The sequence below is a fragment of the Pseudomonas sp. AG1028 genome (assembly GCF_007993955.1).
GTDB lineage: Bacteria > Pseudomonadota > Gammaproteobacteria > Pseudomonadales > Pseudomonadaceae > Aquipseudomonas > Aquipseudomonas straminea.
In genome coordinates this window covers 227,962-248,433 of the sequence record NZ_VIVP01000005.1, presented here as the reverse complement: position 1 = coordinate 248,433, position 20,472 = coordinate 227,962, and the positions used below count along the sequence as shown (strand labels likewise).

Annotated in this window: 18 protein-coding genes; 11 read left to right on the top strand and 7 right to left on the bottom strand. The window is 65.8% G+C overall.

Annotated features, from left to right (window positions below; translation table 11 throughout):
- The first annotated feature begins 5 nt into the window (after positions 1-5).
- From FB481_RS10030 to FB481_RS10005, 6 genes are all read left to right on the top strand, one after another.
- Complete coding sequence (locus tag FB481_RS10030) at positions 6-656, top strand: amino acid ABC transporter permease (protein ID WP_147176235.1); 651 nt, start codon at positions 6-8, stop codon at positions 654-656.
- Positions 649-1,371, top strand: a complete 723-nt coding sequence (locus FB481_RS10025; protein WP_147176234.1) for an amino acid ABC transporter ATP-binding protein — start codon at positions 649-651, stop codon at positions 1,369-1,371. Before FB481_RS10030 ends, FB481_RS10025 begins: the two co-directional genes overlap by 8 nt.
- 13 nt (positions 1,372-1,384) lie before the next feature.
- Positions 1,385-2,440 carry a proline racemase family protein gene (locus tag FB481_RS10020; RefSeq protein WP_147176233.1) on the top strand — a complete coding sequence of 352 codons (1,056 nt, stop codon included), beginning with the start codon at positions 1,385-1,387 and terminating at the stop codon, positions 2,438-2,440.
- 102 nt (positions 2,441-2,542) lie between these two features.
- Complete coding sequence (locus FB481_RS10015; RefSeq protein WP_093506508.1) at positions 2,543-3,490, top strand: dihydrodipicolinate synthase family protein; 948 nt, start codon at positions 2,543-2,545, stop codon at positions 3,488-3,490.
- A 318-nt stretch (positions 3,491-3,808) separates the two neighbouring features.
- Complete coding sequence (locus tag FB481_RS10010; RefSeq protein ID WP_147176232.1) at positions 3,809-5,389, top strand: aldehyde dehydrogenase (NADP(+)); 1,581 nt, start codon at positions 3,809-3,811, stop codon at positions 5,387-5,389.
- A gap of 450 nt (positions 5,390-5,839) precedes the next feature.
- Positions 5,840-7,153, top strand: coding sequence for an MFS transporter (locus FB481_RS10005; RefSeq protein ID WP_147176231.1), 1,314 nt, complete (start codon positions 5,840-5,842; stop codon positions 7,151-7,153).
- 4 nt (positions 7,154-7,157) lie between these two features.
- Here the strand turns inward: FB481_RS10005 and FB481_RS10000 are convergent, their stop codons facing one another.
- The 3 genes from FB481_RS10000 to FB481_RS09990 are packed head-to-tail and all read right to left on the bottom strand — an operon-like array spanning position 7,158 to position 11,039.
- Positions 7,158-9,428, bottom strand: coding sequence for a TonB-dependent receptor (locus FB481_RS10000; protein ID WP_178109861.1), 2,271 nt, complete (start codon positions 9,426-9,428; stop codon positions 7,158-7,160).
- A 20-nt stretch (positions 9,429-9,448) separates the two neighbouring features.
- Entirely contained in the window at positions 9,449-10,666 is a 1,218-nt protein-coding gene (locus FB481_RS09995) for an MFS transporter (RefSeq protein WP_147176230.1), read from the bottom strand.
- Positions 10,650-11,039: a hypothetical protein gene (locus FB481_RS09990; RefSeq protein WP_093501157.1), complete on the bottom strand. Its 390-nt coding sequence runs from the start codon at positions 11,037-11,039 to the stop codon at positions 10,650-10,652. The genes FB481_RS09995 and FB481_RS09990 overlap by 17 nt, the downstream gene beginning before the upstream one ends.
- 143 nt (positions 11,040-11,182) lie before the next feature.
- On the opposite strand from FB481_RS09990, the gene FB481_RS09985 reads away from it, so the two are divergent.
- Together FB481_RS09985 and FB481_RS09980 are read left to right on the top strand one after the other, a co-directional pair.
- On the top strand, positions 11,183-12,136 hold the full coding sequence (locus tag FB481_RS09985) for an AraC family transcriptional regulator (protein WP_147176229.1): 954 nt from the start codon (positions 11,183-11,185) through the stop codon (positions 12,134-12,136).
- A gap of 62 nt (positions 12,137-12,198) precedes the next feature.
- Complete coding sequence (locus FB481_RS09980) at positions 12,199-12,957, top strand: hypothetical protein (protein WP_147176228.1); 759 nt, start codon at positions 12,199-12,201, stop codon at positions 12,955-12,957.
- 10 nt (positions 12,958-12,967) lie between these two features.
- Here FB481_RS09980 and FB481_RS09975 read toward each other — a convergent pair whose 3' ends face one another.
- The 3 genes from FB481_RS09975 to FB481_RS09965 all read right to left on the bottom strand — a co-directional run bounded on the left by FB481_RS09975 (position 12,968) and on the right by FB481_RS09965 (position 16,084).
- Complete coding sequence (locus tag FB481_RS09975; protein ID WP_256662727.1) at positions 12,968-14,335, bottom strand: leucine-rich repeat-containing protein kinase family protein; 1,368 nt, start codon at positions 14,333-14,335, stop codon at positions 12,968-12,970.
- A 67-nt stretch (positions 14,336-14,402) separates the two neighbouring features.
- Positions 14,403-15,095, bottom strand: a complete 693-nt coding sequence (locus FB481_RS09970) for a VWA domain-containing protein (protein ID WP_178109866.1) — start codon at positions 15,093-15,095, stop codon at positions 14,403-14,405.
- A complete protein-coding gene (locus FB481_RS09965) occupies positions 15,077-16,084 on the bottom strand; it encodes an ATP-binding protein (protein ID WP_147176226.1) in 1,008 nt (335 codons plus the stop codon). Before FB481_RS09965 ends, FB481_RS09970 begins: the two co-directional genes overlap by 19 nt.
- A gap of 112 nt (positions 16,085-16,196) precedes the next feature.
- Here FB481_RS09965 and FB481_RS09960 point away from each other — a divergent pair, with 112 nt between their 5' ends.
- From FB481_RS09960 to FB481_RS09950, 3 genes are all read left to right on the top strand, one after another.
- Complete coding sequence (locus tag FB481_RS09960) at positions 16,197-16,775, top strand: TIGR00730 family Rossman fold protein (RefSeq protein ID WP_147176225.1); 579 nt, start codon at positions 16,197-16,199, stop codon at positions 16,773-16,775.
- A complete protein-coding gene (locus FB481_RS09955; protein WP_147176224.1) occupies positions 16,775-17,203 on the top strand; it encodes an NUDIX domain-containing protein in 429 nt (142 codons plus the stop codon). The genes FB481_RS09960 and FB481_RS09955 overlap by 1 nt, the downstream gene beginning before the upstream one ends.
- Before the next feature lie 429 nt (positions 17,204-17,632).
- On the top strand, positions 17,633-18,721 hold the full coding sequence (locus FB481_RS09950) for a 3-deoxy-7-phosphoheptulonate synthase (protein WP_256662726.1): 1,089 nt from the start codon (positions 17,633-17,635) through the stop codon (positions 18,719-18,721).
- Positions 18,722-18,809: 88 nt separating this feature from the next.
- Here the strand turns inward: FB481_RS09950 and FB481_RS09945 are convergent, their stop codons facing one another.
- Entirely contained in the window at positions 18,810-20,420 is a 1,611-nt protein-coding gene (locus FB481_RS09945) for an ATP-binding cassette domain-containing protein (protein ID WP_147176223.1), read from the bottom strand.
- Positions 20,421-20,472: the final 52 nt, after the last annotated feature.

Sequence of the window (20,472 nt, the reverse complement as noted above, 5' to 3'; positions counted from 1 at the left end):
CGCTCATGTTCGATACCAGCTTCACCTGGAACGATTTCCTCTACCTGCTCGACGGTGCCTGGGTCACCCTGCAACTGACCTTCTGGGCCATCCTGCTGGGCTCTTTCGCCGGCCTGCTGTTCGGCCTGCTGCGCGCCCTGCTGCCGCGCGCCACCCTGCCGCTGGCCTGGGTGCTCGACGTGTTTCGCAGCGTGCCACTGCTCATCCAGTTCGTGCTGTTCAACTCGTTCAAGAGCATCGCCGGCATCGACATCAGCGCCTTCGCGGTGGGCTGCATCGTGCTGGGCACCTACGCCGCCGCCTACTTCACCGAGATCGTGCGCAGCGGCGTGCTGTCGGTGCCATTCACCTTGCGGCGCGCCAGCCGTTCCCTGGGCCTGAGCTATGTGCAGGACCTGCGCTACATCGTGCTGCCGATGGCCACGCGGGTGGCCTTCCCCGGCTGGCTGAACCTGGTGCTCAGCGTGATGAAGGACACCGCGCTGGTGATGTGGATCGGCATTGTCGAGCTACTGCGCGCCTCGCAAACCATCGTCACGCGCATTCAAGAGCCGCTGCTGGTGCTGTGCATCGCCGGCCTCATCTACTACGTCATGAGCCTGGTAGTCGCCCAACTGGGCGCACGGCTGGAAAAAAGGTGGCAGGAAAATGATTGAGATCGATAACGTACACAAATCCTTCGGCAGCCTGGATGTGATCAAGGGCGTCAGCCTGACCGTCAACAAGGGCGAGGTGGTGTCGATCATCGGCGGCTCCGGCTCCGGCAAGTCGACCCTGCTGATGTGCATCAACGGCCTGGAGTCGATCAAGAGCGGCAGCATCCGCGTCGACGGTACCGAAGTTCACGCGCCGGGCACCGACATCAACAAGCTGCGGCAGAAGATCGGCATCGTATTCCAGCAGTGGAACGCCTTCCCGCACCTGACGGTGCTGGAAAACGTCATGCTGGCGCCGCGCAAGGTGCTTGGCCTGAGCAAGCAGGAAGCCGAGGCCATCGCCGTGCAGCAGCTTACCCACGTGGGCCTGGCCGACAAGCTCAAGGTGTTTCCCGGCAAGCTCTCCGGCGGCCAGCAGCAGCGCATGGCGATTGCCCGCGCCCTGGCGATGAGCCCCGATTACATGCTGTTCGACGAGGCCACCAGCGCCCTCGACCCGCAACTGGTCGGCGAGGTGCTCGACACCATGCGCATGCTCGCCGAAGACGGCATGACCATGGTGCTGGTGACCCACGAGATTCGCTTTGCCCGTGATGTGTCCGACCGTGTGGCGTTCTTTCGCAACGGCCTGGTGCACGAGCTCGGCGCGCCCGAGCAGGTGCTCGGCAACCCGCAACGACCGGAAACCGCCGACTTCCTCAAGTCGGTTCACTAAAGAGGACGGCCCCGTGCGCTCCAGCAAAGTCATTCATGTGGTCAGCTGCCATGCCGAAGGCGAGGTTGGCGACGTCATCGTCGGCGGCGTCGCGCCACCGCCTGGCGAGACCCTGTGGCAACAGTCGCGCTGGATCGAGCAGGACGACTTCCTGCGCAATTTCGTGCTCAACGAACCGCGCGGTGGCGTATTCCGTCACGTCAACCTGCTGGTGCCGGCGAAGAATCCCAAGGCGCAGATGGGCTGGATCATCATGGAGCCGGCCGATGTGCCGCCGATGTCCGGTTCCAATTCGCTGTGCGTGGCCACCGTGCTGCTCGACAGCGGCATCCTGCCGATGACCGAGCCGCAGACCTTCCTGACCCTGGAAGCGCCCGGTGGCCTGGTGGAAGTGATCGCCGACTGCAAGGGCGGCAAGGCCGAGCGCGTCGAGGTGAAGAACGTGCCCTCGTTCGCCGACAAGCTCGACGCCTGGATCGAGGTCGAAGGACTGGGTTCGCTACAGGTCGATACCGCCTACGGTGGCGACAGTTTCGTGATCGCCGATGCACACCACCTGGGCTTCGCCATACAGGCCGATGAAGCGGCCGATCTGGTCGCTGTGGGCCTGCGCATCACTCAGGCCGCCAATGAACAGCTCGGTTTCCAGCATCCGCTGAACCCGGACTGGAGCCATATATCCTTCTGCCAGATCGCCGCGCCGGTGGTGCATGAGAACGGCATCGCCACGGGCGCCAACGCGGTGATCATTCGCCCCGGCAAGATCGACCGCTCGCCCTGCGGCACCGGCTGCTCGGCGCGCATGGCGGTGCTGCATGCCAAAGGCCAGCTGGCGGTAGGCGAACGCTTTATCGGCCGTTCGATCATCGGCTCCGAATTTCACTGCCGCATCGACTCGCTGACCGACGTGGCCGGTCGCCCGGCGATCTACCCCTGCCTATCCGGCCGCGCGTGGATCACTGGTACTCACCAGCACCTGCTCGACCCGAGCGACCCCTGGCCAACGGGCTATCGCGTGTCGGATACATGGCCGGTGGAGCTGAAGCTGCAAGACTTGCTGAAGATTTGAAACTGCCGGTTCGCCGGCGCAACTAACGGGCATAACGCCTACCAACTACGACATTTTTCTTTCGTATACGAAATACTTTGAATGCGCCCAGGAGGCAATATCATGAATAGCAGCATCTTCACCGGCACCATTCCCGCGCTAATGACCCCCTGCACCGCCGAGCGCACGCCGGACTTCGACGCCTTGGTGCGCAAGGGCAAAGAGCTGATCGAGGCCGGCATGAGCGCGGTGGTCTACTGCGGTTCCATGGGCGACTGGCCGTTACTCACCGAAGCCCAACGCCAGGAAGGGGTGGCGCGCCTGGTCGCTGCCGGCATTCCGACCATCGTCGGCACCGGTGCGGTGAACAGCCGCGAAGCAGTTTCCCATGCTGCCCACGCCGCCAAGGTTGGCGCCCATGGCCTGATGGTCATCCCGCGCGTGTTGTCCCGAGGTGCTTCGCCAGCCGCTCAGGAAGCCCACTTCGCTGCAATTCTCGAAGCAGCTCCGAAACTGCCGGCAGTGATCTATAACAGCCCGTACTACGGCTTCGCCACCCGCGCCGAGCTGTTCTTCAAGCTGCGCCGCAAGTATCCCAACCTGATCGGCTTCAAGGAATTTGGTGGCGCCGCCGACATGCGTTACGCCGCCGAGCACATCACCTCCCAGGATGAGAACGTGATTCTCATGGCCGGCGTCGACACCCAGGTGGTGCATGGCTTCGTCAATTGCGGCGCGACTGGTGCCATCACCGGGATTGGTAACGCTCTGCCGCGCGAAGTGCTGCAACTGGTCGAGCTGAGCAAGCAGGCCGCCAAAGGCGACGCCGTCGCCCGCCGCCGCGCCCTGGAGTTGTCCGAGGCGCTGAACGTACTGTCTTCCTTCGACGAAGGCACCGACCTGGTTCTCTACTACAAGCACCTCATGGTGCTGGGCGGCGACCAGGAATACGCCCTGCACTTCTATGAAACCGATGCCCTCAGCGACGCCCAGCGCAACTACGCCGAGACCCAGTACACCCTGTTCCGCCAGTGGTACGCCAACTGGTCAGTCGAAAACAACATCGCCTGATCGCTGTACGTCGGCCGGATGCGTCCAGCGCATCCGGCCGAGCGGGCTCGCAGTGGTCGGCAACCTGCGAAGTTCAGCGGGTAGATCACCTTGCCTGCCCACATCTGCCGAGATGATCATCCAGATACTCATATCGGCCGCTGATCAAGCCTGGCGCTGCGCCTTTCCGCTCGGCCTACCCAAGCCCTGCTCATTGGAATATGGCGGCTAAAGCGTTCAGTACGCCGCAAGAAAAATAGCAGACTTGCGCAACTGATCAGACATCGTACAATCAAAGCCTTTTCGTACGTGTTCATTCGTCCCCAACAGGAGCTAACAATGCCCGCTACCATCGGCCACAACATCATCGGCGGCGCGTACAGCGCAGCCGGCTCCGTAGTCCACAAGAGTCACGACGCCACTACTGGCGAAGCCCTTTCCTACGATTTCATCCAGGCCACCCCTGAAGAAGTCGATGCTGCTGCCAAAGCTGCCGCTGCTGCCTATCCCGCTTACCGCAGCCTGTCGGCCGAGAAGCGCGCCGCGTTCCTCGACGCCGTCGCCGACGAGCTGGACGCCCTGGGCGACGACTTCGTCGCCACCGTAACCCGCGAAACCGCCCTGCCAACCGCCCGTATCCAGGGCGAGCGCGGCCGTACCAGCGGCCAGATGCGCCTGTTCGCCAAAGTGTTGCGCCGCGGCGACTTCTACGGCGCTCGTATCGACCGCGCCCTGCCGGATCGCCAGCCGCTGCCGCGCCCGGATCTGCGTCAGTACCGCATCGGCCTGGGCCCGGTTGCCGTATTCGGTGCCAGCAACTTCCCGCTGGCCTTCTCCACCGCCGGCGGCGACACCGCCGCCGCGCTGGCCGCCGGTTGTCCGGTGGTCTTCAAAGCCCACAGCGGCCACATGACCACTGCCGCCCACGTGGGTGAAGCCATCCTGCGCGCCGCCGAGAAAACCGGCATGCCCAAAGGTGTGTTCAACATGATCTACGGTTCGGGCGTCGGCGAGGCGCTGGTCAAGCACCCGGCCATCCAGGCCGTCGGCTTCACCGGCTCGCTCAAAGGCGGTCGCGCCCTGTGCGACATGGCCGCGGCACGCCCGCAGCCGATCCCGGTGTTCGCCGAGATGAGCAGCATCAACCCGGTCATCCTCCTGCCGGAAGCCGCCAAGGCGCGTGGCGAGAAGATCGCTGGCGAGTTGGCCGGTTCGGTGGTCATGGGCTGTGGTCAGTTCTGCACCAACCCGGGCCTGGTGATCGGTATTCGTTCGCCGGAGTTCAGCGCCTTCCTGGAAACCTTCACCGCCAAGATGGCCGAGCAGCAGCCGCAAACCATGCTCAACGCCGGCACCCTGAAGAGCTACGTGAAAGGCCTGGAAGCGCTCAACGCACATTCGGGCATCACCCACCTGACCGGCGCCAAGCAGGAAGGCAGCCAGGCTCGCCCGCAACTGTTCAAAGCCGATGTTAGCCTGCTGCTGAACGGCGACGAACTGCTGCAGGAAGAAGTCTTCGGCCCGACCACCATCGTCGTCGAAGTAGCTGACAAGGCCGAACTGCTCAAGGCAATCAACGGCCTGCACGGCCAGTTGACCGCCACCCTGCTCACCGAGCCGGGCGACCTGGCCGGCAGCGAAGAGCTGTTCGCGCTGCTCGAGCAGAAAGTCGGCCGTGTGCTGTTCAACGGTTACCCGACCGGCGTGGAAGTCTGCGACTCCATGGTGCACGGCGGCCCGTACCCGGCGACGTCCGATGCTCGCGGCACCTCGGTCGGCACCCTGGCCATCGACCGCTTCCTGCGCCCGGTGTGCTACCAGAACTGCCCGGACGCGCTGCTGCCCGACGCCCTGAAGAACGCCAACCCGCTGGGCATCGCCCGTCTGGTCGATGGCGCCAGCAGCCGCGACGCGCTGTAAGAAACGGCTCGGCGCTCCGGCGCCGGCCCGCTCTGCGCCGTAAAGAGAAAGCCGACCTCAGGGTCGGCTTTTTTATGGGCGGTGGATCGGCGGTGGTTTTTCCAGGTGTCGCTGCGCTCGACCCGGGCTACGAGGTTCAAGATCATGCACGTGGCCTTATGTGGGAGCGCGCCATGCGCGCGAATCGCGGGCATGGCCCGCTCCCACGAACGTGCGATGCGCACCGATCAACTCGTAGGGGGGATAACGCGAAGCTTATCCACCAGCGTCACACCGCAAGATCGATGATTTGCCAACAGCAAGGCGCTCAAAGTCCCGCTGTCGCTCACGACTACTCTCAGGTCGCACTCGAACCCCGTCAGGGCCACCGAGCCACGTAAGTTATCCACAGAGGGACGCCAAGGCCCGAGCCAGACGCGTCCAATATTCGGATAACTGCGGGAGGCAGCCATGGGCGTAACCACTTATCCACAATCGGCTACGCACGTCGATCTCGGCACCCTGCGCAAGGTGATCGCCGCCTCGGCCATCGGCAACTTCGTCGAGTGGTTCGATTTCGCGGCCTACGGCTTTCTTGCCGTGACCATCGCCTCGCTGTTCTTTCCGCCGGGAGACCCGACCCTGGCTCTGCTGCAGACCTTCGCGGTGTTCGCCGTATCGTTCGCACTGCGCCCGCTGGGCGGCATCGTCTTCGGTATTCTCGGCGACCGCATCGGCCGCAAGCGCGTGCTGTCGATCACCGTGCTGCTGATGGCCGGCGCCACCACCCTGATCGGTCTGCTACCCACCTACGCCAGCATCGGCCTGGTCGCCCCGCTGCTGCTGGCCCTGGCCCGCTGCCTGCAGGGATTCTCCGCCGGCGGTGAATACGCTGGTGCCTGCGCTTTCGTCATGGAGCACGCACCCACCGAGCAGAAGGCGCGCTATGGCAGCTTCGTGCCGGTCTCGACCTTCGCGGCTTTCGCCTGTGCGGCCGGATTGGTTTTCGGCATGGGCATCTGGCTGGACGAAGCGCAAATGCAGGCCTGGGGCTGGCGCGTGCCCTTCCTGATCGCCGCGCCCCTGGGTCTGGTCGGCCTGTACATGCGCCTGCGTCTGGACGAGTCGCCGGCCTTCCAGGCCCTGGCAGCGCAAGCCCACCCCGAACACTCGCCGCTGCGCGAAACCCTGCGCGAGCATGGCGGCACCGTGCTGTGCCTGTCGGCGTTCATCTCCGCCACAGCGCTGTCGTTCTACATGTTCACCACTTACCTGACCACCTACATGCAGGTGGTCGGCGGCGCGGCGCGGCCGACTGCCCTGCTCGCCAGCCTGGTGGCGCTGTTCTTCGCCGCCCTGCTGTGCCCGTTGGTGGGCCGCTACTCGGATCGCGTCGGCCGGCGGCGCACCATCCTCACCGCCGGCATCGCGCTGATCGTCGCGGTGTATCCAGCCTTCACCCTGGCCGCCTCCGGCACCCTGTGGGCCTCGGCGGTGGGCGCGATGCTGCTGGCCGTGGGCGCGGTAATCTGCGGCGTGGTGACGGCCGTGCTGCTGTCCGAGCAGTTCCCCACCCGCGTGCGCTACACCGCGTCGGCGTTCACCTACAACCTGGCCTACACGGTGTTCGGCGGCACCGCGCCGCTGGTCGCCACCTGGCTGATCGAGGTGACCGGCAACCGCATGTCGCCGGCCTTCTACCTGATCGCCATCGCCCTGCTGGCGCTGGCTGGTGGCCTGGCGCTGCCGGAGTCGTCGAAGCGTTCGCTGGATTACCGCACCTGAGCGATCAGTACGCCACCGAGTAGCTGAGGCCAAAGGTACGGCCCTGCGCCGGCAGGCTGGAGATCGCCCCGTAGGTGGCTGCCGCCTGCTGGCCGTAGACGGTCTTGTAGTCGCGATCGGCCAGGTTGTAGACGCCAAAGCCAACCTCGCCGCCAAGCCAGGGCGCGTGGGCGATCAGGTCGACCACAGTATAGCCCTGGATCTTGGTCGCCGGCGTGGCGCGAATAGTCGGGCTGACCGCCGCGGACTGGGCGTCGTCATAGGCGCGATCGCTACCGCCCACGGTGAGCGCCTGCAGGCGTACGCCGTAGCCGTCAGCGAAACGCCAGTCACTGTAGAGGGTGGCCTTGAGCGGCGAGACGCGAAAGGCATTCAGCTCGCGCCAGTTGCCTGCGGCGTCCTTGTACTGGCCACGGGTGTAGGCCAGGGTGCCGCCCACCATCCAGCCCTCGGTCACCGGCACCTGAAGATTGCCTTCGGCGCCCCACACGCGCTCGTCGGTGTCGGCCACCGACACGCTGAAATCACGGTTGAACTGCACCACCTTGTCGGAGGTGTTGTAGAACGCGGTCACCCCGGCATTCAGGCCGCCGGCCTCGCCGAGGCGCCAGCCCAGTTCGTAGTTGTTCACCTTGATCGAATCGATGCTGCTGCTATCGATCACGAAGTTGGCCGGCACGTCACGCAACATGCGCTGCGTGTCGGGCAGGCTGAAGCCTTGGGAGAAGTTGGCGAACAACTGCTGGGCATCGGTCAGCGCGTACACGGCGCCGAGGTTGAACAGGGTTTCGCTGTGGCGCACGTTGCCGCCCTCGAGGGTGCGCGCTTGGTAGCCGGTCACGCTGGCAGCAGTGACCGCCTCGCCATAGGGGATGGAATCGTCCACCTCGTTGCGGATGGTTTCGCGACGCACCCCGGCTTGCAGGCTGAGGCGCTCGGTAAGCGGGTAGTCGCCCTGTAGGAATGCGCCGGTCTTGCTCACTTGCACGTCTGGGCCCATGGAGGAACTGAAGGTCTCGCGGTAATTCAGGCCATTGCTGGCGAAGAAGTTGTTGAAGTCATAGAACTGGCCGTCCTGACGATCCTGCTCACGCTCGTGATCGAGGCCGTAGGTCAGTTGCAGGTCGCGTCCGCCCAGGGTGAAGCCTTTCTGCAACGCGGTGCGCAGGCCCCACACATCGATATCGGTGCTCGATTGCAGCACCACGTTGGCCACGCCACCGGGCAACGCGGCATTCGCTGCGCGACTGGCGAACGGGAACCAGCGCGATTTCTCCTTGCGGTAGTAAACCTCGGCCGTCAACTGTTGGCCGCCGAACAGGTCGCGGTTGAGGTACTGCACGTTGGCACCGTAGTGGCGTGTACGCGGCTGATCGTCGAGCTGCAGGCCATCCACGGCCTCGTGGCTGGGCTGGTAGTTTGGCACCAGTAACGCCGACAGGTTGGGCCCGTAATCCGGGCCGTAGTCGCTGTCCTGTTCGTCGTCGTAGTAGCGCACGCCGCCGCTCAGTTGCTGGTCGTCGTCCAGGTTCCAAGTCAGGCGGCCGTTGAAGTCGAAGCTGGTGGTGTCCTGGCGGTCGGTCTGGGAGATTTCCGGACCGATGCGATCACCGTCGGCATCGCGAATCTCGCCCTGCTTGGTGAAGCTCAGGCCGGCGAAACCGCTGAGCGCGCCCTGGTGGAAGGCGGCGGTCTGCGAGGCCTCGTAGGCCATGGCGTCACGGGCGGCGCGACCTGGGGTGCGCAGGCCGATGCGGCTGCTGAAATCACTGGTCTCTTCGTCGGCATTGCGGGTGATGATGTTGATCAGGCCACCGGTGGCTCCGGCACCATAGATGCTGGTAGCGCCGGAAATCACTTCGATGCGCTCGATCATCGCTGGGCTGATGCTGTTGAGCTGGCGCGAACCGTCGCGCGAGCCGGTCAGCGGCACGCCGTCGATCATCACCTGCACGGCGCGACCGCGCATGGTCATGCCGTAGTTGCTGGTCGTGCCGCTGCCAGGCGCCAGCGAGGGCACCAGTTGGCCGAGGATATCGGCAGTGGAACGGCCAGCGGCGGCCTGCTCGACGATCTGCTCACGCTCGATGCCATAAACCGTGCCGGCGATCTCGGCGATGCTCTTGGCCGAACGGGTGGCCGTCACCACCATTGGCCCCAGTTCCCGGACCTGGCTGCTGCCGGCTGCCGCGCGCTCCTCACTCTGGGCGAACACCTGGGCACTGATCGTCAGACTCAGAAGCGTGACCTGCATGGATGCCGAAAGATGCCGCATGATGTTCCCCTGTGGATAAGTTACGAAGCGAAGCCGGAAGAGAGTTTCTTGATGAGCGGTTTGCAGACCAGCACGCTGAGCACCGACAGCCCCCCCAGCAGCAGGTAGTAGGTTTCATAGCCCAGCCCCTTGGCCAGGAAGCCGGACAGCGAGCCGCCGATGAAGAACACCAGCAACTCGAAACACACCAAAACGGTGAAATCGGTACCGGCCTGCTGGCGCGAACACAGGCGCATGAATAGGGCATAGAGGCTGGTCATCGCCATGTAGCGCAGCGCCAGAATGGCCAGTACCACCAGGCCGAGCCAGGCCGTCGAGGTGGCAGCCAGGCCGCTGGCCAGCAACGCGGCGAGCAGCAGGTAGATGCCGCTGCGCCACCAGCCGGCGCGGATCAGCAACCCCTCCGCCGCTTGGGTCTTCAGGGCTTTGGCAGTCAGTACTGCCGCCAACAGACCGAGGCTGGCACCGGCCACTGACATCAGCACACCGATCTGCGCCAGCGACCACTGCTGGTCCACCAGTAGCGGCGTGAGCATGGCCATCGCCGGCGCTTCAACCGCGCGATAGAGCAGAATCAGCAATAGCGCCCAGCGCATTTCAGGCCGTCGCAACGTGTGGATGAAGCTGGGTCGCTCAGCGGACGGCGAACGCTCTTCGACGCGTGTCACTGCCAACATGGGCAGTGCAGCCATCAGTGCCAGTGCCAGCAAGGCGGTCTGCCAGCCAGTGGCCTGGTACAGCCAGAGCACGCCGGCACCGCCGAAGAGGCTGCCCAGTGCCACGCCCATGCTCTGCGCCATGCTGCCCAGGCGGTGATCCTCGCTTGCCAGCGACTCGACCGTATAGCCGTCGATAGCGATGTCCTGAGTCGCGGCGAAGGTGGATATCCACAGGCCGATCAGCACGAACAACAGCAGGCCATGCTCGAGCCCACTCACGGCGAGGGCCACCAGGCCGGCCACCAACGCGGCCTGGGTCAGCCACAACCAGGTGCGGCGCCGACCGAGCGCATGCAGGTAATGGCGATCGACCAGCGGCGCCCAGATGAACTTGAACGCCCAGGGGATGTACAGCAGGGCGAGCATGCCGATCCAGCGCAGATCGACGCCCTGGCTGCGCAGGATGGCTGGCAGCGCCACGTTGAAGAAATACAGCGGTAATGCGTGAGCCAGGTAGAGCACGACGATGACCGTCAGGCCCAGCCGCGTTACCGGCGTGAAGTCATTGGACTGTTGCATCGCTCACCATGCGCTCGGCGATCCACTGAAAACCCTGCTCACGCTCCAGGGTCACGAAATAAGGCACGCCCCAGGCGGCGTGCAGGGCCGGCGCATCGAGACGCTCACACTCCTCGGCGTCCATGGCGATACGTACCAGGCCACGGCAGCAGCTCCGGAAATCCGCCTTGTGGCGTTTGTACCAGGCCCCCTGCACGGCGCGATAACCCTCGGCCAGGCTGGCGCCGACCTGGGTACTCGAGATGAAGTAGAACGCCTGGCGACGGGTGATAAGGCGCTCGATGTGCGCCAGCCAGTCGCGGATGTCGTCAAGGCTGACGTCGTCGGCGAATACGGCCTCGACCACGGCCGTTTCCGTGATGAACAAACCCATGGCGACACGATTCCCCTGAGCGATTCGACGCAACCCCACCGGCTGCGATTGCATTGCACATGAGAATAATTCTGAACAAGCTTGCCCGCTTAGGCGAAAAAAAGGAAAAATTAGCCGCAAGCAAACTTCCCGAGAGACCCGCCATGACGGTCTTCACCTGTGGCCAGCTCAGCGACGTCGCCCATAACCTGGGCGGCAACCTGCATTTCCAGCGCGAGATGCCGGGCGAACTGCCGGTGCTGGATGGCGAGCAGCAGGTGCAGATACTCGGCGACGGCCTGGTGCTGTACTTCAGCCAGAGCCGCGATCTGGTCGATGCCAGCAGCCAAAATCGTCTGGCTCCGGGAATCACCGCCGCCTTCCTGCTGAGCGGCGAGGCGGAGGTCAGCCTGCCGCACCAGCGCCTGCACTTCGATGCGCGCCCAGGCGGCCAGCGCGCCATGCTGGTCAACCTCACCGATGCGGACCAGTTTCAGCGTCATTGGCAATGCGAGCGCCAGGAAACCAAGGTGTGCCTGAGCATCACCCCAGGCTGGCTGCAGCATTTCGCCTTCGCCAGCCAGTTGTGCAGCGACAACCTGCTGCGCTTCAGCCGCAACCACTGGCAAAACCTGCCCTGGCAGCCGTCAGCGGAAATCCTCCAGCGCGCTCACCAGCTGCTGGCGCGCGATGCCGGCCTACCTCCGCTGCTGCAGCGCCTGCAACGGGAAAGCTTCGCCCTCGACCTGGCCAGCGACATCCTGCGCGGCATCGATGCGCCGCCGGAGAAACGCCTCGGCAACCACCTCGAACGCTGCCTGCTGCGCCTCAGGGATTGGCTCGACAGTGGCGAAGCGAACGACCTCAGCATCGCCGAGATGGCCCGCCAGCTGGGTACCAACCCGGTCGATCTGCAGAACGCCTTCCGCAGCCGCAACGGCATCACCATTGCCGCTTATCTGCGCAAACGCCGTCTGGAACAGGCTTATCACGCCATCTGCCAGCAATCACTGTCGATCGAAGACGCTGCCAGCCTGGCCGGTTATGAACACCTGAGCAGCTTCAGCGCCGCCTTCAAGCGCCAGTACGGGTTTCCCCCCTCGCAAGCCAGGCACTGAGCGGGTGCCGGGCGGCAAGAGGACGTTATGATGGAGCCCCCTCGTTCCAATGGGTGCCCCCAATGCGACTCGATCCCGTACATGAACCCGACAGCCACCTGCTCGGCCAATGCTTCCGGCTACACCAGCCGACCTCGCTGCAAGAGCTGCTGAGCGCCTATGACGATGTGCCCGACGGGCATCGCCATCTGTTCACGCTGGACGATCTGGGCCAAGCACTCTACACCGCGATGCATGCGAGCCACCGCCATGATCTGGACAGCGGCGACTGGCTGCAGGAAGCGGGGATCGCCGCGAGCTGGCTGGAAGATGGCTATCCACGCGACGACCTGTCGCTGCAGCAGCGCCTGCATATTCGCCGCATCGGCTTCGAACGGGCCCTGGAGGGAGTCTCCTTCGACGACCTGTTCGCCAAGGATCTGCGTCTGGACGACGACAGCCTCGCCGATCTGGTGGCTGCCAATACCGATCTGCTCGCCGTGCTCGACGATGAATGCTATCTGCTGCGCCTTCCAGTACAGCGCGCCTGCGAAGCGATTTATGGCTTCGCCAATGGCTACTTTTCCAGCGACCTGTCGCCTCAGGAGAACTTCCGCCTGGCCGAGCATCTGGAACACTACTACGGCTACGCCCTGTTCGGCATCGGCGCCAGCCTCATCGCCTTCCGTCGCTCACGAGCGCTTGATGGGCACCAGACCGCCAGCCTGCTCGACCTGTTGAACCGCCTGTATGCCCGCGAGGATAACGGGGCTCAGGTTCGGGCACTGTTCGCGGACAGCATCGCAAACCGCGAGCTGCTGGTGCTGCGCTATACCGAATGAGCGGGTGAAATCAGCTCGGCGGCAGATCCATCCCGGCATCTGCGCTTGGCTCATCACGGTTGCCCGACTGCATGGCCAGCAAGCGCGCCAGCGTCGTATCGACCTCCACGAAGTCCGGACGAGCGCCGACCTGCGGCTGCTGGCAGCGCCGCACCAGCTCGGCCAACCGAGCCGTATGCTCAGCCGGCACGTCGCAGCGCTGCAGCAGTTCTTCGAGCAGAATGCCGAACGCACGCACCTCGATGCGCTGCAGCAAGGCCCGTTGCGCCGGTGCGGCGGCAGGCAGCAAAGACGCCGCGCCGAAGTCACCGAGCAGCGCGTTGCCGGCCTCGTCGATCAGGATGTTATGGCCGTAGAGGTCGCCATGGGTAACGCCGCGCTCGTGCAGGTGACGCAGCGCCGAGGCAATGCCACCCGCAGTTCGCAGCGCCTTCGCGAAAGGCGCGCGGCAGTCGCTCGGATAGACATCGCGGCTGCAACTTTCCAGGCTCGGCGGCCCGGCGAGGATGCTGAAACGCGGCTCGACCAGGCTCAGCAACAAACCCTGCTCGCCTTGCGGATGGTCGACGACGCGGCCAATCGCGCCGATCAGATTGGCATGCTGGCCGACCGCGAGGCACGCGGCCATTTCGCTCTGCGGCGTACCATCGCTGGTCATCTGCCCCTTGAACAGTTTCAGGGCAACAGCTTCGCGCTGGCTGTCGGCCCGCTGCCAGTCGGCGCGGTGGATGATGCCCGATGCGCCCTGGCCCAGTACCTCGCCCAGTTGCAAGTCGGCCCAACGCACATCGGGCGCGCGGGACCCGACGGCGCCCGCTTGCTCGAAGGGGTTTGCGGCATGGGCCAGCCAGGCCAGGCTGGGCATTTGCAGCAGGAAATCCGGCAAGGCGGGCAGTTGGTTGGCGGCGATGCGCAGCAGCTCCAGCTTGTGCAGCCGCGCCAAACTCGCTGGGATCTCACGCAGGCGGTTACCAGACAACATCAGCTTCTGCAGCTCGCTGCAGTCGCCCAGCTCGGCAGGCAGGGTTTCCAGGCAGTTGTCGGTAAGAATCAGCCAGCGCAAACGCGGCGGCAGCGCCCTGGCGGACAGCTGGCGAATACGGTTGGACTTGAAGCCGACCATACGCAGCGACGGGCAGCGGCCCACGGATTCGGGCACATGCTCGAAGCGGTTGTTCGAGCAGAACAGCACCTGCATACGATGCAGCCGGTGCAGATCCTCGGGCAGATCGCTGAGCTGGTTATCGCTCAGGTTGAGCACTTCCAGGCTGTCGGCCAGGGTGAATATTTCCTCGGGAAAGTGCGTGAGCGACGCGCACAGATCGAGGCGGCTGATGCCCTTGAGCTGGCCGGAACGCAATTGGTCGAGGGTGTGCATCGAAAAGTGGCCTGGTTGCGAAGTTGGCGCGACAGTCTACGGCAACGCCAGGTGGCCAAGGAAACGCTCAGAGCCGTGGCAGCTGGGGCAGCGACTCGATATGGCAGTAATCCGCACCCAGCTCACTCGCCAGTTGCACGGCGCGCCCGAGGCGAATCGGCGCACACTCGATATCCACCAGGGTCGCCGGGCACGGGCTGGGCGGCAGCGCCGGCCACTCGCGCAAACGCCCGTCGGTCACCACCAGCAGGCGTTGCGCCTCGCCGGGCTTGAGCCGTTGGCGGCGCTGCAGCCAGTCGTGGGCCTGCTGCAGGGCCGGGATCAGCGGGCTGCCACCGCCTGCGCCGAGGTCACCCAACCAGCCTTGCAGGGCGCCGGAGGCTTTCTGGCCCTGCCAGTGCCATTGCGGCTGCGCGCCGTGGGCGTCGAGCACGGCGATGCGGGAACGCTCCCGGTAGGCCCGCTCGAACAGCTCGGCGAGCAGGCCCTTGGCCTTGCTCAGGGCGCCGTGGCGGCGGGTGGAGGCCGAGGCATCGACGACGATCAGCCACAGCGGCGTGGGGGCGTTGCTGCGCGGGCGGCATTGCAGGTCGGCACGACGCCTGGGCTTGCCTTGCAGCAAGGTGGCGAGCCAGTCGATGGCGCCGCTGTCGCCGCGCCGCTTGGCACCGCTGCGCCCGCCTGCCTGTCTGCCTGGTGTCGGTCTGGCATCCGTCCCCGCCTTGGCACGCGGGGGAATGCCTAGGGCTTTTTTACCCAGCGCGGCGGCTCGCGGCGTTCGCCGGTGGGTTGCGCCTGCGCGGGCAGCTCACCCCACTGCCCTTCGCCTGCAGTGGGTTGCTCGCTTGGCGCCTGGGGTGGCGGGCTGGCTGGCGGTTGTGCCTGCTGTTGCGGCGGCGTGTGGCGACGACGGTGGCGCAACACGAAATCGGCCACGGCCTCGATATCCTCCTCGCTGATGGCGTCGGCACCGCGCCAGGCCGCATGGGCGCGGGCGGCGCGCAGCCAGACCAGGTCGGCACGCAGGCCATCGACGCCAGCGGCGAAGCAGCGCTGGGTGATGGCGTCGAGCGCATTGTCATCGAGGGCGATGCTCGCTACGCGCGCGCGCGCTTGCCCGCAGCGCGCGGCCAGGGCCTGCTGCTGCTCGGCCCACCTGGCAACGAACGCCCGGGGGTCGGCATCGAAGGCCAGGCGGCGGCGTACGATCTCGGCGCGCGCTCCCGGCTGCGGCTGGCCATCCAGGGCCAGGTTGAGGCCGAAGCGGTCGAGCAGTTGCGGTCGCAGCTCGCCTTCTTCGGCGTTCATGGTGCCGATCAGGACGAAGCGCGCAGCGTGGCGGTGGGAAATGCCGTCACGCTCGACATGATTGACGCCGCTGGCCGCCGCATCGAGCAGCAGGTCGACCAGATGATCGGGCAGCAGGTTGACCTCATCGACGTACAGTACCCCGCCATGGGCCTTGCTCAGCAGGCCCGGCGAGAACTGCGCGCGGCCTTCGCCCAGGGCCGCGTCCAGGTCGAGGGTGCCGACGATGCGCTCTTCGCTGGCGCCCAGCGGCAGGGTGACGAACACGCCGCTTTCCAACAGCGCTGCCAGGCCACGGGCCAGGGTCGACTTGGCCATGCCCCGCGGGCCTTCGATCAGCACGCCGCCGATGGCAGGATCGACCGCCACCAGGCACAGCGCCAATTTCAGGGAGTCGGCGCCGACCACGGCGGCGAGGGGGAAATGGACGGTGTCGGTCATGGGGCGATCCGGGCTGGGCAAAGGCGGCATTGTACCAGCGAGCAGTCGTGCGCTGCCCCGCTCGTCTGCTAAGGTCGCTGGTTTGGCATGCCGAACCATCAGGGAGATTTCGATGCGCCTGTGCATTTTCTGTGGCTCCAACGCGGGCTCCAATCCCGTTTACCTCGAGGCCGCCACGCGCCTCGGCAAAACCCTCGCCGAGGCCGGCATCGGACTGGTGTACGGCGGCGCGTCCGTCGGCCTGATGGGCGCCGTGGCCAACGCCGCGCTCGAAGCCGGTGGCGAAGTGATCGGGGTGATCCCGCGTTCGCTGTGGGAGAAGGAAGTCGCCCACACCGGCCTCGACGATCTGCGCATCGTCGACTCCATGCACCAGCGCAAGGCGCTGATGGCCGAGCTGTCGGATGGCTTCATCGCCCTGCCCGGCGGGGTCGGCACCCTGGAAGAACTCTTCGAGGTATGGACCTGGGCGCAACTGGGCCATCACCAGAAGCCCTGCGCGCTGCTCAATATCAACGGTTACTACGACCGCCTCACGGCATTCCTCGATCACATGGTCGACGAAGCCTTCGTCAAGGCGCCGCACCGCGAGATGCTGATCGTCGAACAGGATATCGACGCGCTGCTGGCGGCAATCGATGGCTATGAAGCGCCGCAGGTGGGCAAGTGGATCGGTCGCAAGGAGACCTGATGAACGCTCAACCACGACTGGGCTGCGGCGCCGCCATCATGCAGGACGGCCGTCTGCTGCTGGTACGCCGCCTGCGTGAGCCGGAAGCCGGCTGCTGGGGGCTGCCCGGCGGCAAGGTGGACTGGCTGGAGCCGGTCGAGCAGGCGGTGCGCCGCGAAATCGAGGAAGAGCTGGCCATCCGCCTGACGTCGCTGAGCCTGCTCTGCGTGGTCGATCAGATCGACGCGCAGCGCGGCGAACACTGGCTGGCACCGGTCTACCTGGCCGATACCTTCGACGGCGAAGTGCGCAACGTCGAGCCCGAGAAACACAGCGATATCGGCTGGTTCACCCTCGATGGCCTGCCAGAGCCGCTGACCGTGGCGACGCGCAAGGCAGCGTGCGCGCTCAACAAACGGCGCTTGCAATCGACCACCACGATGAATTAACGTCGAGCCCATTCAACGGAGCCGCACATGTCCACATCCCCGATTCTGAACGCCACTCGCCTCGATGCAGCCTGCATCGTGATCGCGCGTGCCCAGGCATCTGTGGTCGTCGCCGCCTCGTATTTTTATGGGTATTGGTTTAGCCACAGGCGCGCCTGATACCCCACAGGCGCCCTAGCAACTCAGGGTCGCCACCAGACAGTTTCTCGAAACCCCCGGTCGGCCTCCCGACCGGGGGTTTTGTTTTTCCGGCACATCGATCGTTCACAGAGGATTTCACCATGACCGCATACACCGCCTACCAAACCTATTACCGCTACAGCTGGCGATTTACCGGCGCTCACGCCGCTCAACCACTCAATCGAACATCCCATCGAGCCCGATAGTGCGCCGCGCGCGGTAACGTCCGCGCCGGCCGAGGAAATCACCATGTCCGTAGCCGTCAATTCCCGCTCCACCGCCAAAGCCGCCGACCTGCATCTGGTCGCCGCCCCGAGCCGTCGCCACACCTCGCCTCTGCCCAGCGCCGCCCAGTTGCGCGAAGAGCTGCCACTGTCCGCCGCCCTCGCCCGCCAGGTGCAGCAGCAACGCCAGTCGATCCGCGCCATTCTCGATGGCCATGACCCGCGCCTGCTGGTGGTGGTCGGCCCCTGCTCCCTGCACGACGATGCCGCCGTACTCGAATACGCCGAGCGTCTGGCCGCACTGAGCCAGCGCGTGGGCGATCGCCTGCTGCTGGTGATGCGCGCCTACGTCGAGAAGCCGCGCACCACGGTGGGCTGGAAGGGCCTGGTCTACGATCCGGCGCTGGATGGCAGTGGCGACATGGCCGAAGGCCTGCGTCGTTCGCGCAAATTGATGCTCAAGTTGCTGGAGCTGGGCCTGCCGTTGGCCAGCGAGATCCTCCAGCCGCTGGTGGCCGGCTACTTAGACGACCTGCTCGGCTGGGCGGCCATCGGCGCACGCACCAGCGAGTCCCAGGTGCATCGCGAGCTGGTCAGCGGCCTGGAGATGCCGGTGGGCTTCAAGAACGGTACCGACGGCAGCCTTGGCATCGCCTGCGACGCCATGCGCTCGGCGGCCCACGCTCACCAGCACTTCGGCGTCGATCCGCAGGGTCGCCCGGCCCTGGTGCAAACCCACGGCAACCCGGACACCCACCTGGTGCTGCGCGGCGGCCATGGCGCGCCGAACTACGATGCCGCCAGCGTCGCCACCGCGCGGGCCGAGCTGGAGCGCCAGGGGATCGCGCCACGGATCATGGTCGACTGCAGCCACGCCAACAGCGGCAAGAACCCGCTGCGCCAGCCCGAAGTACTCAGCGACGTGCTCGACCAGCGCCTGGCCGGCGATGGCGCGCTGCGCGCGGTGATGATCGAGAGCCACCTGCTCGACGGCGCCCAGAGCCTGGGCGGCGAGCTGCGCTACGGCGTGTCGATCACCGACGGCTGCCTCGGCTGGGCCGGCACCGAACGCATGCTGATCGACGCCGCCATCCGCATGCGCCACCTGGTCTGACCTCGTAGCCTGGCGTTGAGCGCAACGATACCCAGGGCATGCATCCCGGGTGTCGCTACGCTCGACCCGAACTACGCCAGTTCACGGATCATGCCCGCTCGTACCGCCAGCCCTGGGCCGTCCATTCCAGGCGGTCGGTGATTGCCAGGGCGTCGACGAAGGCGGCGTCATGGGACACCAGAATCAGCGCCCCGCGGTAGTCGCGCAGCAGGGTTTCGACGGCCAGCAGCGAGTCGAGGTCAATGTGGTTGTCGGGCTCGTCGAGCAGCAGCAGGGGCGCTGCCGATTCCCCGTCTATCACCCCGGCAAGCGCCAGCTTGAGGCGCTCACCGCCGCTGAGCTGGCGGCACGGCAGCACGGTACGCCGGGCATCGAGCCCCAGGTGAACCAGTCGCGTACGGGCGAGCGCCTCGGGCAGCCCAGGGCTGCAGCGACGCAGGTGATCCAGCGCCGTTTCATCGCCCGGCAGGCAGGAAAGCTGCTGATCCAGATAGGCCAGCGGCACCTCGACCCGACACTCGCCGGCAACGGCGGTCAGCCGCCCGGCAAGCATCGCCAGCAGGCTCGACTTGCCACAACCGTTGGGCCCGCTGATGGCCAACCGGCGCGGGCCGAACATCTCGATGTCCGGCAAGACGGCCCCCGAGTAGGGCGCCCGCACGCCCCGCAGGCTGAGCACCCGCTTGCCTTCGGCCAGGCCGCCAGCCTTGCCGTGCAGCTGGATGGCCTGGCCTTCGTGCACCCGCTGCGCCGCATCGCGCACGGCACTGTCGAGGTCGCGGCTGGCCGCTTGCAGGCGCTGCTGCAACCGGCCGGCGCTGGCCTCGCTGCGGCCCTTCTGCCGATCCAGCAGAATCTGCGCCTGGTTGGCATGCCGTGCATCTCGGCTTGCGCTGGCGGTGCGACGCTGCTGGCGTTGCTGCTGAGCCTGCAGTTCACGCTCGCCGCGTTTGCGTTCGCTACGAGCATGCGCCAGTGCCTGCTGGGCGGCGTGCTCCTCGCGTTGTCGCGCCTCGCGGTAAAAACCGTAGTTGCCGCCATACGCGCGCAGCCCCAGAGGCGACAGCTCGACGATGCGCTGCATGCCCTCCAGCAGTTCGCGATCATGGCTGATCACCACCAGCCCACCCGGCCACTGCTGCAGGCGCCGATAGAGGCGCAGCCGGCTGGCGCGATCCAGGTGGTTGCTGGGTTCGTCGAGAACCAGCAGGTCGGCATCGCCCAGAAACGCGCCGAGAAGTGCCACCCGAGTACGCTCACCACCGCTGAGCTGGGCGGCCGGGCCATGCAGCGCGAGATGCGCCAAGCCGTCGTCCTGCAGCGCCAGATGCAAGCGCTCGGCGATGTCCCAGCGGCCTTCGAGCAGCTCGATGTTGTTGTCTCCCATGCGCCCGTCGGTCACCCGACACAGCGCATCGTAAGGTGCCGCGAAGCCCATCAGGTCGACGACGCGAGTGGTGTCGTCCACGTCGATAGCCTGGGGTAGATAGGCAACCCGAGCCGGCCGCACGATGCGCCCGGCGCTTGGCTGCAAGAGGCCAGCTAGCAGCCGGCCGAGCACGCTCTTGCCGGCACCGTTGCGCCCCACCAGGCCGGTGTGGCGGGCATCGAAGGTTTCGCTCAGCTCATCGAACAATGGCTGGCCATCGGGGAAATGAAAGGACACACGCTCGAGCGCGATAACAGGCGAGTTCGTCATGAATGACTCCAGGCAATGCCGTGAAAACGCGCGGCACAGGGCCACGGCGGAC